Below are 25,000 nucleotides of genomic sequence, written 5' to 3'. Positions count from 1 at the left end.
GGCGACCATGACACCCCTGCGTCATCGTCACGGAAATCAGCGCGGTGTGGTCGCGGTTGAGTTCGGTCTCGTGCTGCCCGTGCTGCTCGGGCTATTCGGCGGGATGGTCGAGATGGGACACGCCATCTACCAGTACGACACCTTGACGAAATCGGTTCGCAACGCCACGCGCTATCTGTCCGAGTTCTCGCCGATAGACCCGAACTACCCCCTCGCAGGGGCCAAATGCCTGGCCGTGTATGGCAATACCGGATGCACTGGAACGCCGCTGATCGGCAATCTGACGACATCGAACGTGGTGGTCTGCGATCGCAGCAGCACCACCGCGCCAAGCTGCCAGGACCTGACCTACGCCAATTACATGGTGTACGACGCCACCAACAACAGCAACGCGGGCACGTCGGTCGGCACCATCAATCTGGTGTCGGTCAAAATTTCGGGATATCAGTACTCGCCGATCCAGGCGATCCTGAACTTCTCCGGTCTGACGTTCGGCGATATCAAGACCGTCATGAGGCAAGTGCTATGAAGCCCCCTCGCCTAACCTGTCGGCGCGACGCCCAGCGCGGTGCGGCCGCCGTCGAATTCGCCATTGTGTCGGCCTTGTTCATTACCTTGCTGATCGGCCTGATGGAGTTCGCGCGCATTCTCTTCTATTGGAATACCGCTGCGGAAGCGGCGCGATTGGGGGCACGCGTAGCGGTCGTCTGCGATGTGGGCGCGAGCGCGGTGCAGAGCAAGATGATCAGCCTCATGCCACAACTCGCCACGGCCAATATCCAGGTGGCGTACACGCCGTCGGGTTGCGACACGAGCAGTTGCTCGCTCGTCACGGTCAGCTACACAGGGCTAACCGTCAACACCTTCATTCCCTTTGTCCCGATTTCGGTCACGTTGCCCCCATTCACTACGACGTTGCCGCGCGAAAGCCTGACTAGCGCGTCCGGTGGGAACGTGTGCAGTTGAACAACGCAAAAAGACAGACGAGGCCATCATGCTGAAAGTATTGCTCGTTTCGCAAGCATCGGACCGTTTGGCGTTGATCGCCCGCCTCGCGCGCGACCGCCCCGAGTACGATTGCTCGACGCTGCTCGCCACGCCGGCCCAGTTGCTCACGTCGGCCGCACGGCTGGGCGAGCATGATGTCGCGGTGATCGATTTGCCAGGCATGCAACAGGGTGAACTGCACGACATTCAGATGCTCTGCCAGCAGTTGCCGAAACTGATTTGCATCCTCGTGTCGGCGGAGTCGTCGCCCGCCTTGCTGATTTCGGCGATGCGCGCCGGCGCCCGCGACGTGCTGCCCTGGCCGGTCGATCAACACGCGCTGACCGACGCCCTCGCCCGGGCGTCGATGCAGCACGGGCATGATGCGCCGCACCCGATGCGCGCCGTCTCGTTCATGTCGTGCAAGGGCGGCGCCGGCACCAGCTTCGTGGCTAGCAACGCGTCCTATCAGTTTGCGATGCAGACCGGCAGCCGCGTGCTGCTGATTGATCTCGCCCAGGAGTTCGGCGACGCGGCGTTCCTGATAAGCGACAAGACGCCGCCGACAACCCTGCCGGACGTTTGCGCGCAAGCCGATCGCATCGACGCCTCGTTCCTCGAAGGGTGCGTGACGCACGTCGATGACGGCTTCGATGTCCTGGCCGGCGCGGGCGATCCGGTCGCCGCGCTCGGTGTGACGGAAGCTTGCCTGAAGCGCATTCTCGCCGCAGCCGCGAGCCGTTACGACCTTGTGGTCTTCGACATCGGCCAGATCCTCAACCCACTCACCCTCTATGCATTGCAACGCAGCGATCACATCTACGTGGTCCTGCGGGCGAACATGCCATTCCTGCGGGCGAGTCGTCGGCTGTTCGACTTGCTGCGCCGTCAGGGCGTCGCCATGGACACGGTCCACTACGTGCTCAATCGGGCGGGACGGCACGATGCCGTCGCGGCCAAGGAGGTGGCGAAGGTGATCGGCAAGCCGGCACTGGTGGTGTTGCCCGACGATGGCGCCGTCGCGGCCGCCGCCACCAGTCAGGGCGTGCCGGTGCTCAAGTTGTTCAAGCGCAGTGCCTTGACCCGGGCGCTGGGCGGTCTGGCATCGAGCATGGCGGGCGCCCACGCGAGCCCAGGCATCACGCCGGCGAATGGTGGTTCGTTCATCGGCAAGCTCTTCCGCAAGGCGTCCGCCGGGCGGCCCACCCTCGTTTGATCGTCGCAACTTTGCCTCTGGGAGATCATCATGTCGCCAATCCTCGATGCCCCGTCTTTGCTGAGTCCGGCCACGTCGTCGGAGCGCATGGCTGCACCGCTCCAGGTCGCCTCCGGCATCGGTCCGCATTACGGTGAGCTCAAGCGCAAGATGCACGAGATGGTGCTGGCACGCGTCGAGCTGGAAAAGCTCGCACGCCTGTCGGACACGCAAGTCAAACACGAACTTGTGCAGTTGATCGATCGTGTGGTGGGCGAGCAGAACGTGCTCGTCAATGACGCGGAACGCCGGCAGCTCGCCGGCGACATCTACGACGAGATGTTCGGCCTGGGGCCGCTCGAAGCCCTGTTGCGCGATCCGACCATCTCCGACATTCTCGTCAACACGCACAAACGCACGTATGTCGAGCGCTTCGGCAAGCTCGAATCGACGGCCGTGACGTTCTACGACGACGCACACCTGATGAAGATCATCGAGAAGATCGTTTCGCGCGTGGGGCGCCGCATCGACGAGTCGAGTCCGATGGTCGACGCCCGCCTGCCGGATGGCTCGCGTATCAACGCCATCATTCCCCCGTCGGCGATTGACGGTCCGCTGCTGTCGATTCGCCGCTTCGGCACCACCGCGTTGCAGATGGCCGACCTCGTCCGTCTCGGCACACTCACGGAGCCGATGGCCGAAGTACTGTCCGCGCTGACGCACGCCAAGGTCAACATGCTGATCTCAGGCGGCACGGGCAGCGGCAAGACAACGTTGCTCAATATCCTCTCGAGCTTCATCCCGGACACCGAACGCATCGTGACCATCGAAGATGCCGCCGAACTGCAGTTGCACCAGTTGCATGTGCTGCGGCTCGAAACGCGTCCGCCGAACATCGAGGGCAAGGGCGAAATCACGCAGCGCACGCTGGTCCGCAACGCGTTGCGGATGCGCCCTGATCGCATCATCCTTGGCGAAGTGCGCGGCGCGGAAGCGCTCGACATGCTCAATGCCATGAATACCGGTCACGAGGGGTCGCTCGCCACGATCCACGCGAATACCCCGCGCGATGCCCTGACCCGAATGGAAAACATGATCAGCATGTCGGGCCTGCAACTACCGCCCAAGGCGATGCGTCAGCAGATCGCTTCGGCCATCACCGTGATCGTGCAGACGGCACGCCTCACAGATGGACGTCGTCGGCTGGTCAGCCTGCAGGAAATCACGGGGATGGAGGGCGACATCATCTCCATGCAGGAGATTTTCACGTTCAAGCGGACGGGGGTCGGTGGCAATGGTGAGGTGAAAGGTCATTTCGTCGCCAGCGGTGTACGTCCGAAGTTCTCCGAGCGCCTTCAGGCGTTCGGCGTCGCTTTGCCGGATGCCATCTACGATCCGTCGCGCCGCTTGGAAGTGTGACGATACCCGCGCCCGACAGGCGTCCCGCAGTGGGAGGAAACGATGAGTCCGTACTTCTACATTTTCGCGATTCTGCTCTTCGCGGCCGTGGTACTGGCCATCGAAGCCGTCTATCAGTGGTGGAGCAACCAGCACAGCGCGGCCGCCAAACGGATCGAGTCGCGCATTCGCTCGCTCTCGGCCGGCGGCCATGTCGATCGGGAGCACACGTCGATCCTGAAGACGCGGATGCTGAGCGATTCGCCGAGACTGGAACAGCTTCTGATGCGCATGCCGCGGGTCCACAGTCTCGATCTGTTCATCATACAGTCGGGGCTTTCGTGGTCGGTGAGCCGCCTGCTGACGTTCATGCTGCTACTGGGCGCCGGGGCAGTGATCCTGGTGCTGATATTGCCGCTGCCGTGGCGCCTGGCGCTCATCGCGGGGCCGCTGGCGGCATGCTTGCCGGTCCTGTATGTGATGCGTCGTCGCAGACGTCGGCTAGCGCAGCTCGAACGCCAGTTGCCGGAAGCTGCCGACATGATCGCCCGCGCATTGCGCGCGGGACATGCGTTCACGGGGGCGATCGAGATGGTCGGCGATGAAATGTCGGCCCCTATCGGCGGCGAGTTTCACATCATGTTCGACGAAATCAACTACGGCGTCAGCCTAAACGACGCCCTGCTGAACCTCGCGACACGCGTGCCTGTCGCCGATCTGCGCTACTTCATCATCGCGGTGATGATTCAGCGCGAGAGCGGCGGCAATCTCGCCGAGATCATGGGCAACATCGCCGAGCTCACGCGAGAGCGGCTCAAGCTGTATGAAAAGGTCAAGGTGCTGTCGGCCGAAGGACGTCTGTCCGCCAATATTCTGGAGGTGCTGCCGTTCGGCGCCGCCGGCATCATCATGGTGGTCAACCCGGCGTTTCTTGAAATTCTCTGGCACGACCCCGCCGGCATCAAGCTGGCCGTGGTGGCGCTGGTGCTGATGGCGTTGGGAATGGTGTGGATGCGCATGATTATTCGCATCCGCGTGTGAACGGCGACGGCGGGGGAACTGTCATGCCACAACTCAATCAAGGCCAAATGGTCCTGCTGGTCGGCGTCTTCGTGATCTCGTTCAGCATTGCGCTGGTCGCAGCGATCTGGTTCTGGCCCCAGAAAACGAAAACGCGTGCTCGCGTGGGGGCCCTCGGCGCCGGCACGTCAGCGGACGCGCCCGGCGAGCCAACCGGCACACGCGAATGGATTGAGCGCCTCGCCGAATGGTCGCAACCGATCTCTAAACTCTCATTGCCCAAAGAGGGGTGGGAGAGTTCCGTCCTGCGTGTGCAGTTCATGAACGCCGGCTGGCGCGATGCGTCGGCGCCCGCGCTCTACTTCGCGGCCAAGACATTGCTGGCGCTGGTGCTGCCGTTGATCGGCTACTACATTGCGAGCACGCACTACACGACGATCAACCGCACGCTGCTCCTAAGCGTTCTGTTGTTGCTCGGTGCGATCGGCTACTATTTGCCGAACGGCATTCTGACGCGCCGAATCGCCTGGCGCCAACGCGTGATTTTCGAGGATTTTCCGGACGCACTCGATCTGTTGACCGTGTGTGTCGAAGCGGGCTTGAGCCTGGATGCGGCGCTGGCCCGTGTCGCGAAGGAAATCCACGTTCGCAGCGCGGTGCTCGCGCGCGAATTCGACTTGATGTTGCTCGAACTCCGGTCGGGCTATTCAAAGGAGCGTGCCTTGCGCAATCTGAGCCTGCGAACGGGCGTCGAGGATATCGATACGTTCGTGTCGATGCTGATCCAGGCCGAGCGCTTCGGGACCAGCATCGGGGCGTCGTTGCGGGTGTTGTCGGAGACCTTGCGAATGAAGCGGCGGCTACGGGCCGAGGAGCGCGCGGCCAAAATCGCGCTGAAACTACTGTTCCCGCTGATCTTTTTCATCTTCCCGACGTTGCTGCTGGTGCTGCTTGGCCCGGCGTTCCTTCAGATCTACCGGGTGTTGCTGCCTTCGCTTTCCGGCTCGATCAATTAGCGCGGGCATGGCATTACCACGATGACGCCGGCTCCGGAACTACACCGGCATCGCTTGACGGCAACACCCCGCGTTGTTTGCGGCGCGGGGGACAGAGCAAAAACGACCGGCACGCGAGGTGCCGACGTGACCAGCATCAAGGACCTGGATCATGGAAAGCAAAAACTATGTGGATCTACCCCTGGACGGTGCCCTGCCCCGTGACGAATCGGGCATGCAGTCTCGACCTCAGTGGCGCGAAATGGCGGTGGAGATATCGGTGCGGGTGGGCTCCGCGCTGCTGCTAAGCATCTTTGCGTATTCGGCCATCCTGCAATGGCGCCTGGACCCCGCCCGTCTGACGGTGCTGCTGCTTGCGCTTGCGTCGTCGTTGACCGTCGGTCTGTCGCTGTTTGCCCGCATTCCCGAGAAGCGCGACTGGCGACCGGTGAGCATTGCGCTGTCGGTCGGCGGCACGTTCTACTTCCTGGCTATCGAGCTGGCGCCGGGCATCCGGCTTATTCCGGAGCCGGTGGGTGCAACCCTGTGTTGTGCCGGCATTCTGTGGCAACTGTTCGCCAAGGCGTCGTTGCGCCGGTCGTTCGGCATCTTGCCAGCAAACCGGGGCATCGTGACCCGCGGTGCCTATCGTCTTGTCCGGCATCCGATCTATCTCGGCTACTTCATCACGGACATAGGCTTTCTGTCGACGAACTTCGGTTGGCGCAACCTGCTCGTCTATGCCGGCTTGTACGCCCTTCAGATTGGACGTCTGCTTCGGGAAGAACGGCTCTTGTCCCACGACCCGGAATATCGGGCCTATCGAGCGATCGTGCGTTACCGCGTCATTCCCGGGGTGTTCTGACGACAGTGCCGTCGGGCCGACGAAGGTCGTCGTCGATGAATGACGACGCAAGCCCAAGCTGACGCGTCGACGACATCACGATGTTCGCAAAGGCCTTTGCGGCCGCGGTTCGGTGGACCCGCTGCCGCTCCAGAATGGCCACGGTACGGCTCGTGATGGGCTCCGGCAGATCGAGATGCGAGAGTCCTGTCGGCACATCCCCGCTGACCTGGGGCAATACGGTGGCCATCCCCCCAAGCTGGACAATTCTCAGTACCGCACTGATGGAGTTGGCCTCGACGGCGATGTTAGGCGCGATTTTGTGCGCTCGGAAATACGCATCCGCATACGTTCTAGCGGCGAAACCTTCGACGAGCATCACAAGCGGCAGGCTCGCCAATTGCGCCGAGGTGATGGCAACCCCTTCGCAGCGCAATGGATGCGTCGAGCTGACGACAAGCGTTGCCCGCTCCTCGAATAGGGGCGTCACCTGGATGCCTTCGGTTCGAACATCGGTGAATCCAACGCCAATGTCGCTTTCGTCCGCGCACAACGCCGCTTCGATGGCGTCGAGCGACATCTCCGACAAATACACATGGACGTTCGGATAGTGCTCGTGAAACGAGTGCACCCATTTCGGCATCAGCGATTCGGTAAATGAAGGCGTACACGCCACGCGAAGTACCCCACGCGACAGATCCTCAACCTCCTGCAATGCCCGCCATCCGGCTTCAAGCTCGAACAGCGCCTTGCGCGCATGCGCAACGTATGTCTCGCCAGCATCGGTGAGTCGGATCGACCGTCCGGTTCTGTCAAACAACGTCGTGCCGAGGTAGTCCTCGAGCTGCTTGATTTGCTGCGACAACCCGGGCTGGGAAACGCCCAACGCGTCCGCAGCGCGCGTGAAGTTCTTGTGCTCTGCAACAGCGAGCAAATACCGTATTTGACGCGGGACCACGGTGCGGTTCTCCATAACTTGAACTTATCGGGACCATTGCAACCACGTCTTGGACTCTATTGACGCGCAGATGCAGAATCATGGACGGCCAGCCGATCGAAGTCACTCGTGCGGCGAGGCGCTTTTTCCTTTACACCATAACAATTCGAATAAGGCAAGTGCGATGCTCGACAAGGTCTTGGACGTCACGGTGGGTCGCTGGTCGGAAAGAATCCGCGAAGAACTCAATCTCCCCATTCAACTGTCCCTCCCCTCGGGAAAGGCATACAACTTAGGCGACTCCCCCACCCCCAAGGTCGCCCTCCGGGTGAATCACTCGGAAGCCCTGTCCGCGCTGCTGGAACCGTCGCTCGACACGCTGGGCGAAGCCTACATCCGCGCACACATCGACATTGATGGCGATTTGTCGGATGTCGTTCGGGTGGCCTATCAGCTGACGTCGTCCTCGGTGAAAAAGCCGAGCGCCGTCGCCAGACTGGCTCGTCGTTTTTCCCATACGCGCAAAGACGACAAAGATGCCGTCCAGTACCACTATGACGTATCGAACGACTTCTACCGGCTGTGGCTTGATGAACGCATGGTGTATTCCTGCGCGTACTTCGAGGACGGCAACGAGACCCTGGAGGCAGCGCAGCTCAAGAAGATTGACCACATCCTCAACAAAATCCGCATAGCGCCCGGTAACACGCTGCTGGATATTGGATGCGGATGGGGCGCGCTGGTGATTCGCGCCGCCCAACGATTCGGCGTGAAGTGCGTTGGCGTCACGTTGTCGGAAAGGCAATTGGCGTTGGGGCGACAGCGTGTCGAGCAAGCGGGTTTAACCGATCTCATCGAGCTTCGCTTGCAGGATTATCGCGATGTGAAAGGTGTTTTTGACCGAATCACGAGCGTTGGCATGTTTGAGCACGTTGGGCTGGCGAACCTGCCGTCGTACTTCAGAACTGTCGGAAATCTGCTCGCGGAAGATGGCATCGCGCTGAACCATGGCATCACGTCAACTGACGCGCAAAGCGGTGATACGCCCTTTGGCGGCGGCACCTTCATCGACCGCTATGTATTCCCCGCAGGCGAACTCCCCCACCTCTCTCTAGCCATCCAGGCCATGCAGGAAGGCGGCCTCGAAGTCCTGGACGTGGAAAACCTTCGGCGCCATTACGCCCAAACGTTGCGAGAGTGGACTACGCGGTACGAGCGCAACGGCGAGGCAATTCGACGTCTGGTGGGCGAGGAGAAATACCGGATTTGGCGGGTGTATCTGGCGGGGTGCGCGTACGCGTTCGAGGTCGACAACGTAGCTATTTTCCAGGTGCTCTGCCAACGGTCACGGCAAAGCGCCGACGCAATACCCCGCGCACGACGTTATATGTACTCGCCTTATTCACTTGCGCGTCAACCATCGGACACAACCGAGCGCAACGCTACCGCCGAGGTGCAATAGACGGAATATTTCCTCCGGCACTGGCGTTCATGCCACTAGCCATGTGAACGTCGATGCCACATTGTGGTTTAACGATTCGAAAGGTTATGTTGACTCAAAAGCAAATGCAAGCATGGTTCGGCGCGTTCCTGCCGAACGCCACGGGCCTCAGTGCACGGGAGCGCCTGCGGTCTGGCTTGGGCGCAGCAGCAGCGCTGACGATTGCCGGGCTGAGCATCCATCTATTCCCCGGATTCTCCAGTCGCTTTCCGCTGCTGATCGCCCCGATGGGGGCCTCCTCGGTGCTGCTCTTTGCCGTACCCGCCAGCCCGCTCGCTCAACCGTGGTCGGTGATTGGCGGCAACGTCATCGCCGCCATTGTCGGCGTCACGTGCGGCATCGTCATTACGAATGTGCCGATTGCCGGCGCAATCGCCGTTTCCGTGGCCATTCTGGCGATGTTTGCAGCGCGTTGCGTGCATCCGCCCGCCGGTGCCGTGGCACTGACCGCCGTGTTCGGCGGGGCCGGCATCCATGGAATGGGCTATGCCTTCGCCATTGCCCCCGTTGCCCTGCAGTCGACGGTGCTGGTGTCGCTCGCCATCATTTATCACTCGCTCACGGGGCACCGCTATCCGCATCGCGTGGTAAAGATCAAGGCGACGGAATCGGCGGATGCTTCGATGGAAACCGGCGGCGGATTCACGCGTAAAGATCTGGAAGCCGTGCTGGCGCGTCGAAATGAATTCATCGACGTGGACATCGACGACCTGGAGGCGCTCCTGCGAGAAACCCAGCTCGCCGCCTGCCGCCGAACATTTCACGGCCTGACGTGCGAGGACATCATGACGAAGTCGCCATTGACGGTGCTCAAGGAGACGGATTGCTCGGTGGCGCTCAAGTTGCTGGAGCGTCGCGCCATCAAGGCGCTTCCGGTGCGCGACACCGATCATCGGATCGTCGGCATCGTGACGCGGTATGACATCCATCGCGAGCTTGGACGTGCGGCCGGACCGCAAAGCATTGGCAACGCGCTCGGTTGGCTTCTCCCCGGGAAGGACAACACCCGATCGGTCGGCTCGGTCATGACGACCCGGGTGTGCACCGCAAAGGGCTCAGATTCCATTCTCGACCTGCTGCCCACGTTCTCCACGACCGGGCACCACCATATTCCAGTGGTTGATGACGGCAATCGTGTCATCGGAATGATTACGGAGAGCGACTTGATTGCGGGACTTCACGCGGGAACGCAAATTCACCAGCTCGAAGCCGCGTAGATCTTCGCGGCATTTACCAGGAGGGGGCATGAACCTGAGAACCATCGAGACCTATCGGTCCGTCCACATCGAGGCTGCGCTCGAGCTTGAGCATCACGGGTACATCGCGTGGATACGCTATCGCGACAGGCGCAGGATCGTCGCGCACCGACAAGTGGCGCCATCCGTCGGGAAATGCTTTGAGGCGGTGGATGTCCTCGTCAAGCAATTGCGGGCTGAGATTGACGAGATGATCCGACGCGGCGACGCCACGGAAGACCCAAGGCGGGTTCACCGGGCGCCGCAAGCGTCGCCACGGATGCCATAGAGCGAGCGGTGGTCCGGGACGGGCGACTATCGCCCTTCCCTATGCCTCTCGCCTATTTCTCAGTCAGGCCAGCCTAACGACGGTGTCGTGCATGGCGCCATCCGCCCAGACGTCCTGGTATTTGATGTGTAGCACCGACGCTACCCGCCAAAAGGCTCACCGCCGGGGCGGGTGCGCATGCCGGGTGCGAGACGCGTCCAGGGCAGATCGGCGGGATCGGCGGTCATGGGGCCCGGCGCCTTCGCCACCAACACCGCCTCGGCGATTGGCTCGAAGTCCGCGCGAAAATGCACCGAGCTCTTGTTCACGAGGATGCGCATCTCCTCCGGCTGGATTCCCGCCACGCGATACAGATTGCGGTCCAGCATCTGCGCCTTGCTGGAACTGATCGCAATCAACACGTCGTCGATGCGCAAGCACGCGACCGGGCCAAGTTCGGCTTGCATGCCGTTCATCATGGGGCCGTCATAGCGGCACCGACCCTCGGAGAGGAACGTGACTTCGAACTTGCCGACGAACGGTTGATCGCCAGGCACGCCCGACTGCCCGCCCAACGACGTCTCGATCTGCGCGCCTATGCCCGCGCGATGCGCTAACGCCGCAGCCTCCGGATCGTATATCAGGCCGATAGCTGCACGCTTCGCCCCATGACGAACAAGCGCTCGCAGCATCTCCATCGTGTTGGCATCGCCACCGGCCCCGGGATTGTCCTGCGTATCGGCAATGACGACCGGACGACTCGCCCCTTCGGATAATCGCATCGCTTCTTGCACCGCGGCATCGGGGGACAGGAACGTGACGCGCCACGCAGACTCCTCGTCGATCATGCGCCGGTAAAGCGCGTCGACGGCAGCATCCGTGGCGTCGGCCGCGTGTCCGTACGCCCAGATCACCGGACCGCATTCAGGAAAATCCGCTGCCGGAAACCCCGGTGCGAACGATGCCGATACGACATCGCCCACTTCCGCCTCGCCGACGCGCTGGTACATCCCGCGCGATGGTTCGAGCAGCGTACACATGCCATTGATCGGAATGAGAAAGGGCAATCGCCGCGACGCGCGATGCAGCCCTTCCCCCGATATCAACCGTGCAAGCAGATCGGCGGCACGCGCCCCCGTCTCGGCCATATCCACGTGCGGATACGTGCGATACGCGACGAGTGCATTCGCGCTGCGCAACATTCGTTCGGTGACGTTCGCGTGCAGGTCGAGCGACGCGACGATGGGCACGCTCGGGCCGACGACCTCGCGTACGCGCGCCAGCAGCTCGCCTTCCCCATCGTCGACATGTTCGGCAACCATCGCCCCGTGCAGATCGAGATACACCGCATCGAACCGCTGCGTGCGCGCCGCCTCCACGATCTCGCCCGCGATTCGCTCGAATGCGTCGCGCGTCACGTGCGCCGACGGACTCGCGCCTGCCCAGATGACCGGCGAGAGCGCATATCCGGCAGCCTCCGCCGCTCGAATGAAGCCGCCGGCGGGAATGTTGACGTCGCGCAGCGCGAGTACGTCGCTGCCGCGCGACATCGACGGAAAGCCTTCGCCACGCTCGAAGTTCTCGTAAGCGGCTTTCGACGGCGCAAAGGTATTGGTTTCGTGTTGGAAACCGGCGATCAAAATGGTCGGAGGGGTACGGGACAAAATCAGACCTCTGGTGAGATTGAGGGGGGCGGGATCGGGCGTCACGGACGTCAAGCGGTGCGTGCCGGACGCATCGCGATCAATACGATGGCGCCGATGGCCAGCAGCGCGACCATCACATACAGCCCGGCGTGCAGACTGCCGGTCGCACCCTGCGCCCAGCCGATGATCGTCGGACTCAGGAAACCGCCCATCAGCCCGATCGTGTTAATGAGCGCAATGCCGCCCGATGCCGCGTCGCCCTTGAGGTATTCGGACGGCATCGCCCAGAACACGGTATAGGCGACCCACATCATGGCGGTCGCAATCGTCATGCAGGTCAGCGAGAGCGCGAGATCGCTGCTGAAGAGCGTGGCGAGCGCCAGCGTCACCGAACCGATGAGTGCGGGCACTGCGCTGTGATAGCGACGCTCGCCGCGCCGGTCGGAACTGCGGCCGACGAGCAGCATCGCGACGGCCGCCGCGACGTAAGGTATCGCCGAGTAAAAGCCGATCTGCAGGGTGTCTCGCACGCCGGCCGCCTTGATGATCGACGGCAGCCAGAAGCTCACCGCGTAGATCCCACAGATAAAGCAGAAGTATGGCAACGCGAGCCAATAGACCCGCGGATCCTTGGCGACCTGCGCGAACGAATGATGTGAGCCGCCCCGGGCATCGAGTTCCGACGCGAGCAGGCGCTTTTCGTCGGCGCTCAGCCAACGTGCGTCGGCTGGCCGGTCGTCGAGCACAAACAGCGCGAGCACGCCGAACACCACGCACGGCAATCCCTCGATCAAGAACATCCACTGCCAGCCGTCAAGGCCGTGCGCGCCGGAGAACGCCGTCATGATCCACGTCGACAGGGGGCCGCCAAACATGCCGCCGATCGGACCTGCCAGCATGACAATCGCCATGACCTGCGCCATGCGCGCGCGACCGTACCAATAGGTCAAGTAGAAGATCATGCCGGGTGCGAATCCCGCCTCGAAGACGCCGAGCAGAAACCGCATCGTGTAGAACATCGGCTCCGAACGCACGAACACCATCGACGCCGAAGTCACCCCCCACAACACCATGATCCGGCTGATGGTCTTGCGCGCGCCCACCTTCGGCAAGAGGAGATTGCTGGGGACTTCGAACAACACATAGCCGAGGAAGAAAATACCCGCGCCGAGACCGTACACGGCATCGGAGAAGCCAAGATCGCTTTGCATCTGAAGCTTCGCGAAACCAATATTTACCCGGTCGAGGTACGCAAACGTGTAGCAAAGCAGCAGAAACGGAAGCAGCCGCCAGTTCAGCTTGCGATAAAGCGCCGCGTGCCGTTCAGTGAGAGGCGTGGAAGGAATAGCGGACAAGAGCGTTCTCCGGTGTGCTTAGGATGAATTCATCATTAACAGCCAAAAACCGAAGAGCAAGAGCAACCTAAGTCGGTTATCGTTGCTCATTTGGCAACACTTAACCGAGGACGGACACGGTGCGTGAACTGAATCAACGGCGTTTGCGGTATTTTCACGAAGTGCTCACGCACGGCTCGATCCGCGCGGCAGCCGACAGCCTCAATACGGCGGCGTCGGTGATCACTCGGCAGATCCGGCTGCTCGAGGATGAGATTGGCGCACCGCTTTTCGAGCGGCGCGCGCGGGGTGTCCGGCCGACCGAAGCGGCCATGCACCTCCTCGAATATTGGCGGGGATGCCAGTCTCAACAGGAGCAGTTCGAAGATCGGCTTGAGGCGCTGCGCGGTTTGAAGCGGGGCAATGTCCGGCTCGCGATCAGCGAGGGTTACATCGACGGCCTGATGGAAGAGGTGCTCAACGACTTCTGCATGCAGTTCCCCGGACTCGACGTGATCGTCGATGTCCTGCCGGTCAACAACGTGCTGGAGGAGGTGGCGCAGAGCCGCGCGCACATCGGTCTGGCCTATAACCCGCCCGCCCACCCGGAGATTGAATTCCGCGCAACGTCGTCGCAGCCGATCGTGCTGCTCGTCAATACCCGGCATCCGCTCGCACTGCGAGGCGGTACCGTCACCGTCGAGGAAATGCTGCAATATCCGTTGGCGCTGATGCCGCCCGCATTCGGGCTTGGACAGGTTGTCGAGATGCTGGCTTACACGGAAAACGTCGACATCCGCCGAACGCTGACCACAAACTCGCTTCAGGTACTACGCCACTTCGTGACTCGCGGAGAAGGCGCGACGCTGATCGGCGCCTTCTCCGTGTACCGCGAAATCGATGCCGGCGAACTCGTCGCACTGCCCATCGCACATCCCCTCTTCGAAGCAGCGAAGGCGCGGGTGCTGGTGAAGTCTCGTCGTCCGCTTTCCCCGGCGGCGGAAACGTTGCTGACGTGGATTCTGAAGCGGATGACGATGTTTTCGGAGAGCCATTGAACCTGGGGTCAACGGGCGCTTTTGGCGCAGCCCCTAAACCAGTTGCGCCACGATCGCCTTGGCACGTTCCACAACCGGCCGGTCAACGAGCTTGCCGTCCACGGCGATCGCGCCTGCGCCTCCTGCGGCGACCGCATCGAGCACCCGCGTCGCCCACTCGGCTTCCTGTTGCGTCGGCAAGAAACCGTCGCGCACGATCCCGACTTGCCTCGGGTGAATACAAAGCTTTGCCCCGAAACCAAACGCGCGTGAATGACGCACATCGGCACGCAACGCGTCGTCGTCGCCGATGGCGACCGTCACCCCATCGATGGGCGCCGGCAACCGCGCATAGCGTGACTCGATCACGAACTGCGTTCGAATCGCATCGAGCGCGGCACCGTCGTCGCCGATGCCGGCGTCCGCGCAGAAGTCAACCGTACCGAACGCCAGGCGCGTCACCCCCGGCGCCCCTGCAAGTTCGCGCAAACGTACCACCGCGTCGACCGTCTCGATCAGCGCGTAAAGCGTCTGCGTCTCGCGCAAGCGGGCGCGCAACGACTGCATCTCGTCGGCCCGCTCCGTCTTTGGCAACATGATCCCCGCGACGCCCGGCATCTCGGCCAATCGCAGATCGTCGGCGTGCCAGGGCGTATGCACGCCATTGATGCGCACCAATACGCGCGCGTCTTCACCGTGTTGCGCCAGCCATTGAAACAGCGCGTCGCGCGCCGCTTGTTTGTTGTCGGGAGAAACGGCGTCCTCGAGATCGAGGATCACGCGTGCCGCGTCGGTGGCGAGCGCCTTGTCGAAGCGATCCGGACGGTCGCCGGGAACGAACAGATACGTGGATACAGCGTTCATGGGTGCCCCTTTGCGCGGGCGCCCTTCCCGACGCATTGACGGGGTGTCAGGAGGCGGCGCGCCAGTCGCGTTGAAATGTTTCCGAATAACTGAAGCGGTCGGCCGGGTGAATGCTGATCGCCGCCTCGACGATTTCCTCGCGGCGGTTCAGATACCGCCGGCAAATCCACAAGGCCGCCGACTTCGGCTTCACGTTGAGCCAGCGCGCCTGCGCCGGCGTGATAAGCGTGGCGCGAATCTCCTGCTGCACCGCCGCGATCTTCTCACCGAACTGTTCTTCGATCAGCGTGTAGATCGGCACGTGCGAACTGTCCGCGATCCCCTCCAGCGCACGAAACGCCGGATGGATATAGATGTCGCTGACACAAATGGGGTCCGGCTCGCCGCCACTGCGCCGCAGCGCCGATAGATGCAGCCACGATTCACCATTACCGGCGCGCAGCACCGGCGCCAGTGTCTCGTCGACTTCGACCAGATCGCGCGCGAGGATCTCCAGCTCGGTGTCGGCCGTGTATTGCTGCAAGTCGCCCAGTTGGCGCATCACCTGCTGGTAGCCGCTGACCGCCTCGCGCGCCAACACGCGCGTGCCGACACCGGGCTGGCGATCCACCAGCCCCATCTGCACCAGACGCTTGACCGCCTCGCGCACCGTGAAGCGGCTGGCACCGAACTGCTCACACAGATCGAATTCGGTCGGCAGGAAGTCACCGACCGCGTATCGACCATTGCGGATCTCGTGGATCAGCGTCTGCGCGAGCTGAAGATAGCGTGGCTGCTGGTTAAGCAATGGGGTCATGCGCGTGATCGGCGTTGCCGGTGAGGAGTAATGGTGTCATTGCACCACAGCTTGTTCGCGCAGCCAAGCAATCGCGTCGTCGCCGAACCCGGCTTCGCGCAGTACCTCGTCCGTATGCTCGCCCATTCGCGGCGCCGCGCGTGCCGGCAGCGGCGTGTCGATGCGCACCGGCGACGCCACGCCCTTGATCGGGCCATGTTCCGGGTGCTCGAAGTCCATCACGCGCGCCTGCTCGGCTACGAACGGATTGTCGAGGGCCTGCGCAACATCGTGCACCGGCGCCGCCGGCACCTTGCCCGCGAAGCGCTGCATCCACGTCGCCGTGTCCTCGGTCATCAACACGTCGTCGAGTTCGCGGCGCACGCGATTGCGATGCTTCAGCCGCGCCGCATAGTTGCAAAGCTCGGGGTCGGTGATCCATTCTGGCTTGCCGATCTCCTGCGCCAGCACGCCCCAGAACTTCTCCTTGTTGCACATCAGGAAAATCCAACCGTCGCGCGTACGGTACAACTCGCTGGGCGTGAGCGACGGATGGCTCGAACGCGGTTCGCGCCGCGTCATGTGTCCGCCGTTCAGGTACCACGTCGCCACATAGGCCAGGTTATGCAGCGCCACGTCGAACAGACTGACATCGAGGTCGCGCCCCGTGCCCGTCTTGCGTGCTTCGAGCACCCCGGCGAGCAACGCCATCGAGGCGGTCGTGCCGGTCATCAAGTCGATGATCGACAGGCCGAAGCGCGCGGGCGGACCGTCCGGCTCGCCGGTGAGCGACAGATAGCCGGCCTCGGCCTGCATCAGGTAGTCGTAGCCGGGCCACGCCTTGCGCGAACCGGTGCGGCCGTAGGCCGACAAGTGCACGCATACCAGCGCGGGGTTCGCGCGCGCCAGCGACGCATAGTCGAGGCCGAGCTTGACGGGGAGGTCGCCGCGCAGATTGTCGAACACGGCGTCCGCGGACTCGACCAGCTTGAGCAGGATCTCCCGGCCTTCCGCGCTCTTGAGGTCGAGCGCCATGCTGCGCTTGTTGCGATTGAACGCTTCGTAGAAGTGGCTGTCGCCCTCGCCGAAGAAGTGCGGGCCGACCGCGCGGCCGACGTCGCCGCCGTCCTTCGCGTTCTCGATCTTGATGATGTCGGCGCCGAGATCGGCCAGATGCTGCGTGGCGAACGGACCGGCACCGTATTGCTCGACTGCGATCACCCGCAGTCCGGACAGTGGCAGGCTCATACCGGATTCCTCTCGATCAGTTGCTTCGCGATGATGATGCGTTGCAGCTCGTTGGTCCCCTCGCCGATCACGAGCAGCGGCGCATCGCGATACAGACGCTCGATGTCGAATTCCTTCGAATAGCCATAGGCGCCATGGATGCGCATCGCCTCGGTGCTGTTCTCGACGCCGGCCTCCGTGGCGAAGTACTTCGCCATGCCCGCTTCCATGTCGCACCGTTCGCCGCGGTCATACGCCTGCGCCGCCGCATCGACGAGCAACCGCGAGGCATGCACGCGTGTCGCCATCTCGCCGAGCTTGAGCTGAATCGCCTGATGCTCGCAGATCGGCTTGCCGAAGGTCTTGCGTTGCTGACTGTACGCGACCGAGGCGTCGAGTGCCGCCACCGCGATGCCGAGACCGCGCGCCGCGACGTTGATGCGACCCAGTTCCAGCCCGCTCAGGATCTGCTTCAGGCCACGCCCTTCCTCGCCGCCGATCAGGCGATCGACCGGCACGCGGTAGTTGTCGAAATTGAGCTCGCAAGTATCGATGCCCTTGTAACCGAGCTTTTCCAGCTTGCGGCTCACTTCGAAGCCGGGTCCCTTCTCCGCTATGAGCAGGCTCATGCCGCGATGTCGCGGCTGTGCCGTCGTATCGGTCTTGACCAGCAGCACCAGGCAATTGCCGTACAAACTGTTGGTAATCCAGGTCTTCGCGCCATTGACCAAGTAATGATCGCCGTCGCGCGTGGCGGTCGTGCGGATCGCCTGCAGATCGGTGCCACAATCCGGCTCGGTCAGGCCGATACCGCCGCGCAACTCGCCGGTCGCGAAGCGCGGCAGGAACGCGGCCTTCTGGTCCGGTGTGCCGTTGCGCTGCACCGTCATCGCCATGATCAGATGCGAATTGACGATGCCGCTGAGCGACATCCACACCGCCGACATGCGCTCGATCATGCGCGCATAGGTGCGGGTCGAGAGCCCCAATCCGCCATACTCGGGCGCGATCAGGCAACCGAACAGCCCCATCTCCTTCATCTGCTCGACGATCTCGGCGGGATACTCGTCGGCTTTCTCCAGGGCATGCACGTAGGGCTTGACCTCCACCTTGAGGAAGCGGTCGAGCATGTCGAGGATCAGGGTATCGTCCTCGCCTTGCCCTGCGGTGTTGTTTTCCACTTGCGTCATCTCACTATCTCCAGACATTCACTCACGGCCTAGACCGCCTCGCCGAGCACGGCTTGCAGGGCGCCCGCCGGCAGGCGGTCGAGAGCGAGCACGGTCTCGCGCACCCTGTCAACGCGTGCCTGCGGTAGTACACGCGCGGCATTGGCGACATACTTCTCCACGATTTCCGCATTGCTGAGCGGACGATCCGCGCTGCCGCGATTGATCGCCTCGCGGTGCGCGAGCGTGCTGCCGTCGCGCAGTTCCAACACGACTTCCCCCGTATAGTGGCGCGGGAAAGTGCTGGCCGGGTCGATCTCGTACTCGACCTTCGCGGCCAGCGCGAGTACCGCGTCATTGCGCAGCGCCGCCGGTTCGAGTTCGTCGAGCGTGAAGCGGCCCTTGATCAAAGCACTCGATACCACATAAGGTACGCTGAACTGCGCGTCGTAGCTGTTGGCCGGACGGCGCTTGTTGGCCACCGGCTCGCACACTGTTTTGACGACCGCCTCGGGCACCTTCACGCGAATGCGCTCGACCTGATCGCCCAGTTCGCTGATCCTCGCGCCCCGTTGCTGCCAGACCTTGTGCAACGCCGTGCCGGCGTCGGCGAACGCATGCGTGAAATGGCAGGCTGGCACCGGCTTGATCGCGACTTCTTCGATCTGCCATTGCTCGCCCAGGCCTTCAGTCGCGAGCGCCAGATCGGCATTGCCGCGCTGTTCGCCGAGGTAGCTCGAAAACAGGCCGAAACGCCCTTCATACGGTGCGGATGCGCCGATGTAGCCGTGCGCGGCCATGGTCGCCGCGGTGAACGCCGACTGTGCTGCCCAGCCCGGATGCAAGCGTTTGGTCCAGGCGCCGTCTTGCAGGAATTCGAGGCTGCCGCTGGCCATCGACAGCGCAATGCCCTGCGCCATTGCAGTCTGCTGTGCGGTCAGGCCCAACAGGCGTGAGGCCGCCAGCGTGCAGCCGAAGATCCCCACGACACCGGTCGGATGGAATCCCACCTGATGGAATCCCCCCTTCGCCACCGAGCCGATGCGCGTGGCCGCTTCCATGCCGGCGATGTAAGCCGCCAGCGTCTGGGCGCCATCGACACCGCGCAGCTCCGACACGCCGAACACGCACGGCAACACGCTCGCGGTGGCATGGATCACGCCGCGCGAATGCGTGTCGTCGAAGTCGAGGCCATGCACGAGCACGCCGTTCATGACCATTGCGTCGCGTGTGTTGAGGCGTTGGCCACGGCCGATCACCGTCGCGCCCGCTTTGTCTCCGGCGCTCAGGGCCGTGAGACCTTCGAGCGCGACCCGGGTGAAGTCGGCCGGCTGTGACGCATAGGCCAGGCCGATCGCGTCGAGCAGCAAGTGCTTGGCGCGTTCGCGCACAACCGTGGGCACGGCGTCGAGCGAAAGGCCCAGAGCGAACGAGGCCAGCGTCGCCGAGATCCCCTGGGGCGTGTGGTTCACTTCTGAAGTCATGCTGTCTCCTTTCTGAACGGATGCAAGGTGTTGGGGCTAGTGCTCTACACGCATGGCGCGGGTTGTCGCGGTGCCACCGAGACCGACGTCGTTGGGCACGCTGATATCTTCGAGCGACTGTTGATTGGTTTCCACGCGCAGCACCAGCAGCGCGACGATCAGCAGGCCCAGCACGCCGCTCACCATCGCCAGTACACCGGAGATGCCGAAGTGCTGGAACAGGGCGACAGCCAGATACGGCGTGCTCATCGACGCCGCACGGCCACACACGCCGGCAAAGCCCGTGCCACGCAAACGGAACGCCGTCGGGAACAACTCGGGGATATAGCCATACAGACCGAGCGTGACGACTGTATAGATCGACGTGACCAGGCAGAAACCGACCACCGAGATCGACACCGCATCACGCATTTGCGGATACAGGAAGCCGAGCACGATCGTGGCCGCCGAGAACAGCACGAGGCCGCGCTGACGTCCAAGGCGATCGCCCAGCAGGTAACCGACCAACGCACCGCCCGGGGCGCCAAAGGCCATCAGCGTGGTGAATCCGAGCGATTGCACCACCGTCAGTCCCTGCTTCACGAAGAAGGTCGGCAGCCAGGCCACGAAGCCATACACGGCCACATTGATCGCGACACAGGTGAGCGCAGCGGTGAGCGTGCGGCCGATCACGGGCTTCGTGAACAGCACCGACAGGGGCACGTTGCGCGCCATCACCGGCTGCGCGGGCGGCACCGGCGGCAGCGCGCCGAACTGACGCTTCACCTGGCCCTCGATCTCGGCCAGCGTGGCTTCCGCTTCCTGGGTGCGACCCACCGATTCGAGCCAGCGCGGCGATTCCGGCATGCGCTTGCGCATGATCCAGATGGCGAGCGCCCCCGCGCCTGCGATGGCAAACATCCAGCGCCAGCCGAGGTTCGGGATCACGATGTACCCGACACTCGTGGCGATCAGCAGACCCGAGTTGATGATGAGCCCCATCAATGAGATCCAGCGTCCTCGGTAGGCTGGCGGCACGAACTCGCACAGCGTGCCGGCGGCCACGACAAGCTCCGCACCGAGGCCCAGGCCCATGATGAAACGCAGCACGATCAGCGTGGCCATGTTCGGCGCGAAGCACGCGAACAGCGACGCGATGCCGAATACGGCGAGGTTGATCTGGTAGGAATAGCGTCGACCGAAGCGATCGCCGACGTAGCCGGCCAGCGCAGAGCCGATCAGCATGCCGAAGAAGGTGGCCGAGATGAAGGCCGCGTTGAGCTGCAGCGTCGAGAAGCCGCTCTTGACCAGCGCCGCGAGCACGCCGGCGGCGAGGTAGACATCGAAGGCGTCGAGTAGCGCGCCACCACTGATGAGTCCGAGAATCTTCCAGTGAAACCTCGCCAGGGGAAGCCGGTCGAGCCGGGCCCCAGCGTTGACGGAGGTTGCGTTCATACGGTTGTCTCCTGAACGTTGGCGGCATCCGTTCGTCTGAAGCGAACGTGATGCGAGCAAAAATTGACTTGCGGCGAACGATGGCGTCATCGTTCTGGGCTTGCGTTACTTCTTCCTGTCCATGGCTAACTGTGACACTGACGATCGCGCCGTATCAAGACCCGCCGGCATCGCTGCGTGATCGAGCGGCCCGAGACGGTCCACTGACGGCAGGTGCCAGTCTGTATGTTGTTGCAACTGATGCGCGAGACGCAGCAGGGTGTCCTCGTGCCACGCGCGACCGATCAACTGAACCCCGGTCGGCAATCCGTTCTGCGTGCGCCCTGCCGGTACGGCAACCGCCGGCAGCCCCAGGTAGTTGATGCCACGTGTCCAGTAGGAGAAGTCGCCGAAGCGCCGTTCGATCTCGTCCGCATCGCCGTCGAGCGTCTCGGCAATGGTCGGCACCGCGTACGGCAACGTCGGCAGCAGCAGGGCTTGTGCGCCTGTCAGATAGCGCTCGACAAACGACTGCGTGTAGCCGGCTCGCAGGCGCAGCGCGTCGAAGTAACGAGTGGCCGGATACAGGAGGCCACGCTCCAGCCGGCGCAAGACCTGCTCGCCATACTCGTCACGCCGCTCGCGCAGCCATTGACCGTGGATCGAGGCGGCTTCGGCGCCCAACACCAACGTGGCAAGCGCACCGGCTTCGCGCAGATCGGGCAGCGCGACTTTGCGAATGGTCGCGCCGCAGGCTTCGAGCGCTTGCGTCACCCGTGCAACGGCAGCACGGATTTCGTCGGAGATCGGTGCCGTGGTGTCGAACTCGGGCACCGCGACGACGTCGCGCTCGCTCAAGGGCTGCGCCAACGCGGTCGTGAAATCACGCGCTTGGCTGACGAGGCAATGGGGATCGTTGGCGTCCGGCCCCCAGACGGTTTCGAGCACCGCCGCCGCATCGGCCGCGGTACGCGCCAGCACGCCGACACAATCGAGGCTTGGCGACAGCGGCATCACGCCGTAGGTCGAGACCGCGTGCTGGGTCGGCTTGATGCCGGTGACGCCATTGACGGCGGCTGGGATCCGGACGGAGCCGCCGGTATCGGAGCCGAGCGCGGCGAACGCCAGACCGCGTGCGACGGCCACGCCGCTGCCGCTGGACGACCCGCCACTGACGTGCTCCGGCGACCAGGCGTTGCGGCCATGCCCGAGGTGCGCGTTGAAGCCTGTCGGGCTCATGGCGAACTCCGCCATGTGCAGGGCACCGAGATCGACCGCGCCTGCTGCATCGAGGCGCGCGAGCACGGTAGCCGTATGCAATGGTCGATTACCAGCGAGGATGCGGCTACCGCACTCGGTCAGCTCGCCGGCGCGGAAGAACATGTCCTTGTGCGCGAGGGTCGCCCCCAGCACGCGGCTGTTGGGCAGCGCGACGTCGTCACGGACCGCGTTGTCGACGGTGCGCGCCTGGTCGAGCGCTGCATCGCCACGCAGGCGCACGAAGCCGCCCGTCAGACCGGCGACACCCGCAGCGTCGAGCGCCAGGGCGGTTCGTTCAACGCAAGTGGCGTCGGACATCTCGCGGCCCGGCGCTGAGGCCGTTGCAGAGACCGGTGCATCAACATGCAGCGTGCGCATCGCATGTCTCCTGCTGGCGCAGCGTGGCGTCGAAGGCGTCGGGCGTCAGCCAGTCGAGCGCACGAGCTGCGCGGGCGACGGCGTCGGTGATGCCATGTGCGGCGTTGGCGAGTGCGACCGCATGCACTGGGCTCAGCGGCGCCGAGCCGAACTGATCGACCCAGCGCGCGGCGCTGGTCGCGTCGACCCGCCCGGATCCGTCGGTAGGGGGTGTGGAATGGCTTGCGGTCGGGCCGACGTCTCGGGGTTGACCGAGGGCGTCGGGTATCGGCATTGCATCGCCTTGCCGGATGTTGCCTTGCATCCTTGCCTCCATCGCCGTGCCATCACGGCGAGCCGTGCCGCGGGTGCCGAGCGTCTCGGCGCAGCCCGCGTGATGTCGATTGGAACGTACCGTGTGAGCCGCGCTGCCCGGCTCAGTCGCCGACGCCGTGGCCGCGTTTCGGAATCAGTGCGCTGCGTACGAATTCCATGACCTGCACGCCGTTCTGGTTAAACGCGCGGGTGTGCACGGTGACGATACCTTGCGTGGGACGCGAGCGCGATTCGCGCTTTTCCAGTACCTGCGATTCGGCGTAGAGCGTGTCGTTGCAGAACACCGGGGCGGTGAGCTTGATCTCTTTCCAACCGAGGTTGGCGATGGCCTTGCCGCTCACGTCGTTGACGGTCATGCCGAGGACGATGGCGACCGTCAGTCCGCTATTGACGAGCAGTTGGCCGAATTCGCTCTTGGCCGCGTGGGCGGCATCGCAATGCATCGGATGGAAGTTCATCGTCAGCAGCGAGAAGTGAATATTGTCGGCCTCGGTGATGGTGCGCCCGGGGCGGTGCTCATAGATATCGCCAACCTCGAACTCCTCGAGATAGCGCCCGTAGCTCGCACGAATGCGGCGCGTAGTCTCCGCCTGGGGTTGCAGTGCGTCCATGTCTCCCTCCTCCTGAATTCGATCGCTTGGTTGGGTTCACCGACTTTGTTCGGTGTTTATTACTTTGTACGGACAAAGTATTGGCGAAAGAAAAGCCGAAGTCAAGATGATGGGAAACCCTTAGAGGTGGGGGGAGTACAGCCGATCCAGCGGGTTGGCCGTCGCCTATCCGGTGGGGGTGCGGATTCAGCGCGCCCTTGATCGATCGTCCGTCGTGAGCGCGGCGAGAAAGCGTTCGGTCAGATCCAGTTGGCTGCCGGCGCGCGTCAACCGCAGAATCTGCGAGGAGAACGTGTTTCGCGCGAGCGGAATGAAGACGGCCCGCTGAGACCGGGTGCGCGCCAAGGCTTCCGGCACCAGGGCGACCCCCATCTGAAATTCAACCATTGTCACGACCGTTTGCCACAGCCTTGCTTCATGTCGGATCTGGGGACTGAACCCCGCCTCGACACAGGTGGCAATGATCTGGTCGTGGTAATGCGGAGACACCGTGCGCGGGAACAGGATGAACGGCTCGTCCGAGAGTTGACGCAAGTCGATGCGCCGCCGCTTCGCCAGCTTGTGATCGACGGGCAGGCAACAAAGCAGCGCCTCCGACATCCACACCTGCGTCTCGACTTCGGCCGGAAAGTGCCCCCAGTGGGCAAAGCCCAGGTCGATCTGCAACTGCTGCAACGCTCGCACCTGCTCCGCCGTGTTCATCTCCTTGAGCACGATCTCCACCGACGAATGCGCCGATTCGAACTGTTGCACGGCTTCGGGTAGCCCCCGGTAGAGCATCGAATTGACGAACCCAATGCGCAGGCGTCCCGCCAGCCCGTGCGCGGACTGCAGCGTGACCTTGGCCACGTCCTCCGCCTGCTCCAACAGCCGCCGGGCTTCGCCCAAGAGCACTTGCCCCGCATTGGTCAGCGCCACCGACTTGTTGCTGCGCTCGAGCAGCTTCACGCCGAGTTGTTCTTCGAAACGGCGAATGTCGAAACTCAAGGCGGGTTGCGAGATGAAGAGCCGACGCGACGCCCGGCCGAAATGCAATTCCTCCGCGACTGCGACGAAGTATCTGAGTTGCCTCAGTTCCATGAAAGCGCCCCCCCGGATAACGATAAA

At 63.2% G+C, this 25,000-nt stretch carries 24 protein-coding genes; 11 read left to right on the top strand and 13 right to left on the bottom strand.

The window, feature by feature from the left end; translation table 11 throughout:
- Positions 1-7: 7 nt before the first annotated feature.
- The 7 genes from PanNE5_RS15965 to PanNE5_RS15935 all read left to right on the top strand — a co-directional run bounded on the left by PanNE5_RS15965 (position 8) and on the right by PanNE5_RS15935 (position 6,460).
- Positions 8-529, top strand: coding sequence for a TadE/TadG family type IV pilus assembly protein (locus tag PanNE5_RS15965; protein ID WP_130026360.1), 522 nt, complete (start codon positions 8-10; stop codon positions 527-529).
- A complete protein-coding gene (locus PanNE5_RS15960) occupies positions 526-966 on the top strand; it encodes a TadE/TadG family type IV pilus assembly protein (protein ID WP_261938363.1) in 441 nt (146 codons plus the stop codon). The genes PanNE5_RS15965 and PanNE5_RS15960 overlap by 4 nt, the downstream gene beginning before the upstream one ends.
- A gap of 28 nt (positions 967-994) precedes the next feature.
- Positions 995-2,203, top strand: coding sequence for an AAA family ATPase (locus PanNE5_RS15955; RefSeq protein WP_261938362.1), 1,209 nt, complete (start codon positions 995-997; stop codon positions 2,201-2,203).
- Between the two features lie 87 nt (positions 2,204-2,290).
- Positions 2,291-3,601, top strand: a complete 1,311-nt coding sequence (locus PanNE5_RS15950; RefSeq protein ID WP_261939858.1) for a CpaF family protein — start codon at positions 2,291-2,293, stop codon at positions 3,599-3,601.
- 42 nt (positions 3,602-3,643) lie between these two features.
- Complete coding sequence (locus PanNE5_RS15945) at positions 3,644-4,621, top strand: type II secretion system F family protein (RefSeq protein ID WP_261938361.1); 978 nt, start codon at positions 3,644-3,646, stop codon at positions 4,619-4,621.
- Between the two features lie 23 nt (positions 4,622-4,644).
- On the top strand, positions 4,645-5,616 hold the full coding sequence (locus PanNE5_RS15940) for a type II secretion system F family protein (RefSeq protein WP_261938360.1): 972 nt from the start codon (positions 4,645-4,647) through the stop codon (positions 5,614-5,616).
- A 214-nt stretch (positions 5,617-5,830) separates the two neighbouring features.
- Positions 5,831-6,460, top strand: coding sequence for a methyltransferase family protein (locus PanNE5_RS15935; RefSeq protein WP_286798178.1), 630 nt, complete (start codon positions 5,831-5,833; stop codon positions 6,458-6,460).
- Here PanNE5_RS15935 and cynR read toward each other — a convergent pair.
- Positions 6,441-7,397: a transcriptional regulator CynR gene (gene cynR / locus PanNE5_RS15930; RefSeq protein WP_261938359.1), complete on the bottom strand. Its 957-nt coding sequence runs from the start codon at positions 7,395-7,397 to the stop codon at positions 6,441-6,443. The genes PanNE5_RS15935 and cynR overlap by 20 nt on opposite strands.
- A 163-nt stretch (positions 7,398-7,560) precedes the next feature.
- Here cynR and PanNE5_RS15925 point away from each other — a divergent pair, with 163 nt between their 5' ends.
- The 3 genes from PanNE5_RS15925 (at position 7,561) to PanNE5_RS15915 (ending at position 10,401) form a co-directional block, all read left to right on the top strand.
- Positions 7,561-8,838, top strand: coding sequence for an SAM-dependent methyltransferase (locus PanNE5_RS15925; RefSeq protein WP_261938358.1), 1,278 nt, complete (start codon positions 7,561-7,563; stop codon positions 8,836-8,838).
- Between the two features lie 86 nt (positions 8,839-8,924).
- Entirely contained in the window at positions 8,925-10,094 is a 1,170-nt protein-coding gene (locus tag PanNE5_RS15920) for an HPP family protein (protein ID WP_261938357.1), read from the top strand.
- Positions 10,095-10,122: 28 nt separating this feature from the next.
- The gene (locus PanNE5_RS15915) at positions 10,123-10,401 is read left to right on the top strand and encodes a hypothetical protein (protein WP_261938356.1); all 279 of its coding nucleotides are present in this window, start codon (positions 10,123-10,125) and stop codon (positions 10,399-10,401) included.
- A 140-nt stretch (positions 10,402-10,541) separates the two neighbouring features.
- On the opposite strand, the gene PanNE5_RS15910 is transcribed toward PanNE5_RS15915, so the two are convergent.
- Positions 10,542-12,044, bottom strand: coding sequence for a M81 family metallopeptidase (locus PanNE5_RS15910; protein WP_261938355.1), 1,503 nt, complete (start codon positions 12,042-12,044; stop codon positions 10,542-10,544).
- 50 nt (positions 12,045-12,094) lie between these two features.
- Positions 12,095-13,381, bottom strand: coding sequence for an MFS transporter (locus PanNE5_RS15905; RefSeq protein ID WP_150564058.1), 1,287 nt, complete (start codon positions 13,379-13,381; stop codon positions 12,095-12,097).
- A gap of 119 nt (positions 13,382-13,500) precedes the next feature.
- On the opposite strand from PanNE5_RS15905, the gene PanNE5_RS15900 reads away from it, so the two are divergent.
- The gene (locus PanNE5_RS15900; RefSeq protein WP_150564057.1) at positions 13,501-14,418 is read left to right on the top strand and encodes a LysR family transcriptional regulator; all 918 of its coding nucleotides are present in this window, start codon (positions 13,501-13,503) and stop codon (positions 14,416-14,418) included.
- A gap of 33 nt (positions 14,419-14,451) precedes the next feature.
- Here the strand turns inward: PanNE5_RS15900 and PanNE5_RS15895 are convergent, their stop codons facing one another.
- The 10 genes from PanNE5_RS15895 to PanNE5_RS15850 all read right to left on the bottom strand — a co-directional run bounded on the left by PanNE5_RS15895 (position 14,452) and on the right by PanNE5_RS15850 (position 24,973).
- Positions 14,452-15,261: an HpcH/HpaI aldolase/citrate lyase family protein gene (locus PanNE5_RS15895; protein ID WP_261938354.1), complete on the bottom strand. Its 810-nt coding sequence runs from the start codon at positions 15,259-15,261 to the stop codon at positions 14,452-14,454.
- A gap of 46 nt (positions 15,262-15,307) precedes the next feature.
- Positions 15,308-16,057: a GntR family transcriptional regulator gene (locus PanNE5_RS15890; RefSeq protein ID WP_261938353.1), complete on the bottom strand. Its 750-nt coding sequence runs from the start codon at positions 16,055-16,057 to the stop codon at positions 15,308-15,310.
- Positions 16,058-16,093: 36 nt separating this feature from the next.
- Entirely contained in the window at positions 16,094-17,284 is a 1,191-nt protein-coding gene (locus PanNE5_RS15885; RefSeq protein WP_150610394.1) for a CaiB/BaiF CoA transferase family protein, read from the bottom strand.
- Positions 17,281-18,453: an acyl-CoA dehydrogenase family protein gene (locus PanNE5_RS15880; protein WP_261938352.1), complete on the bottom strand. Its 1,173-nt coding sequence runs from the start codon at positions 18,451-18,453 to the stop codon at positions 17,281-17,283. Before PanNE5_RS15880 ends, PanNE5_RS15885 begins: the two co-directional genes overlap by 4 nt.
- 29 nt (positions 18,454-18,482) lie before the next feature.
- Positions 18,483-19,916 (bottom strand): MmgE/PrpD family protein, encoded by a 1,434-nt coding sequence (locus tag PanNE5_RS15875; protein WP_261938351.1) that lies wholly within the window; start codon positions 19,914-19,916, stop codon positions 18,483-18,485.
- Positions 19,917-19,952: 36 nt separating this feature from the next.
- Positions 19,953-21,350 carry an MFS transporter gene (locus PanNE5_RS15870; RefSeq protein ID WP_017233436.1) on the bottom strand — a complete coding sequence of 466 codons (1,398 nt, stop codon included), beginning with the start codon at positions 21,348-21,350 and terminating at the stop codon, positions 19,953-19,955.
- 105 nt (positions 21,351-21,455) lie between these two features.
- Positions 21,456-22,967 (bottom strand): amidase, encoded by a 1,512-nt coding sequence (locus PanNE5_RS15865; RefSeq protein WP_261938350.1) that lies wholly within the window; start codon positions 22,965-22,967, stop codon positions 21,456-21,458.
- Positions 22,948-23,271, bottom strand: a complete 324-nt coding sequence (locus PanNE5_RS15860) for a hypothetical protein (RefSeq protein ID WP_017233434.1) — start codon at positions 23,269-23,271, stop codon at positions 22,948-22,950. The genes PanNE5_RS15865 and PanNE5_RS15860 overlap by 20 nt, the downstream gene beginning before the upstream one ends.
- Before the next feature lie 112 nt (positions 23,272-23,383).
- Complete coding sequence (locus PanNE5_RS15855) at positions 23,384-23,893, bottom strand: MaoC family dehydratase (RefSeq protein WP_150564050.1); 510 nt, start codon at positions 23,891-23,893, stop codon at positions 23,384-23,386.
- A gap of 186 nt (positions 23,894-24,079) precedes the next feature.
- Positions 24,080-24,973 (bottom strand): LysR family transcriptional regulator, encoded by an 894-nt coding sequence (locus tag PanNE5_RS15850; RefSeq protein ID WP_261938349.1) that lies wholly within the window; start codon positions 24,971-24,973, stop codon positions 24,080-24,082.
- Positions 24,974-25,000 lie beyond the last annotated feature (27 nt).

Source organism: Pandoraea sp. NE5, from assembly GCF_024363545.1.
Taxonomy (GTDB): domain Bacteria; phylum Pseudomonadota; class Gammaproteobacteria; order Burkholderiales; family Burkholderiaceae; genus Pandoraea; species Pandoraea cepalis.
This window is presented reverse-complemented; position numbering and strand designations above follow the sequence as displayed.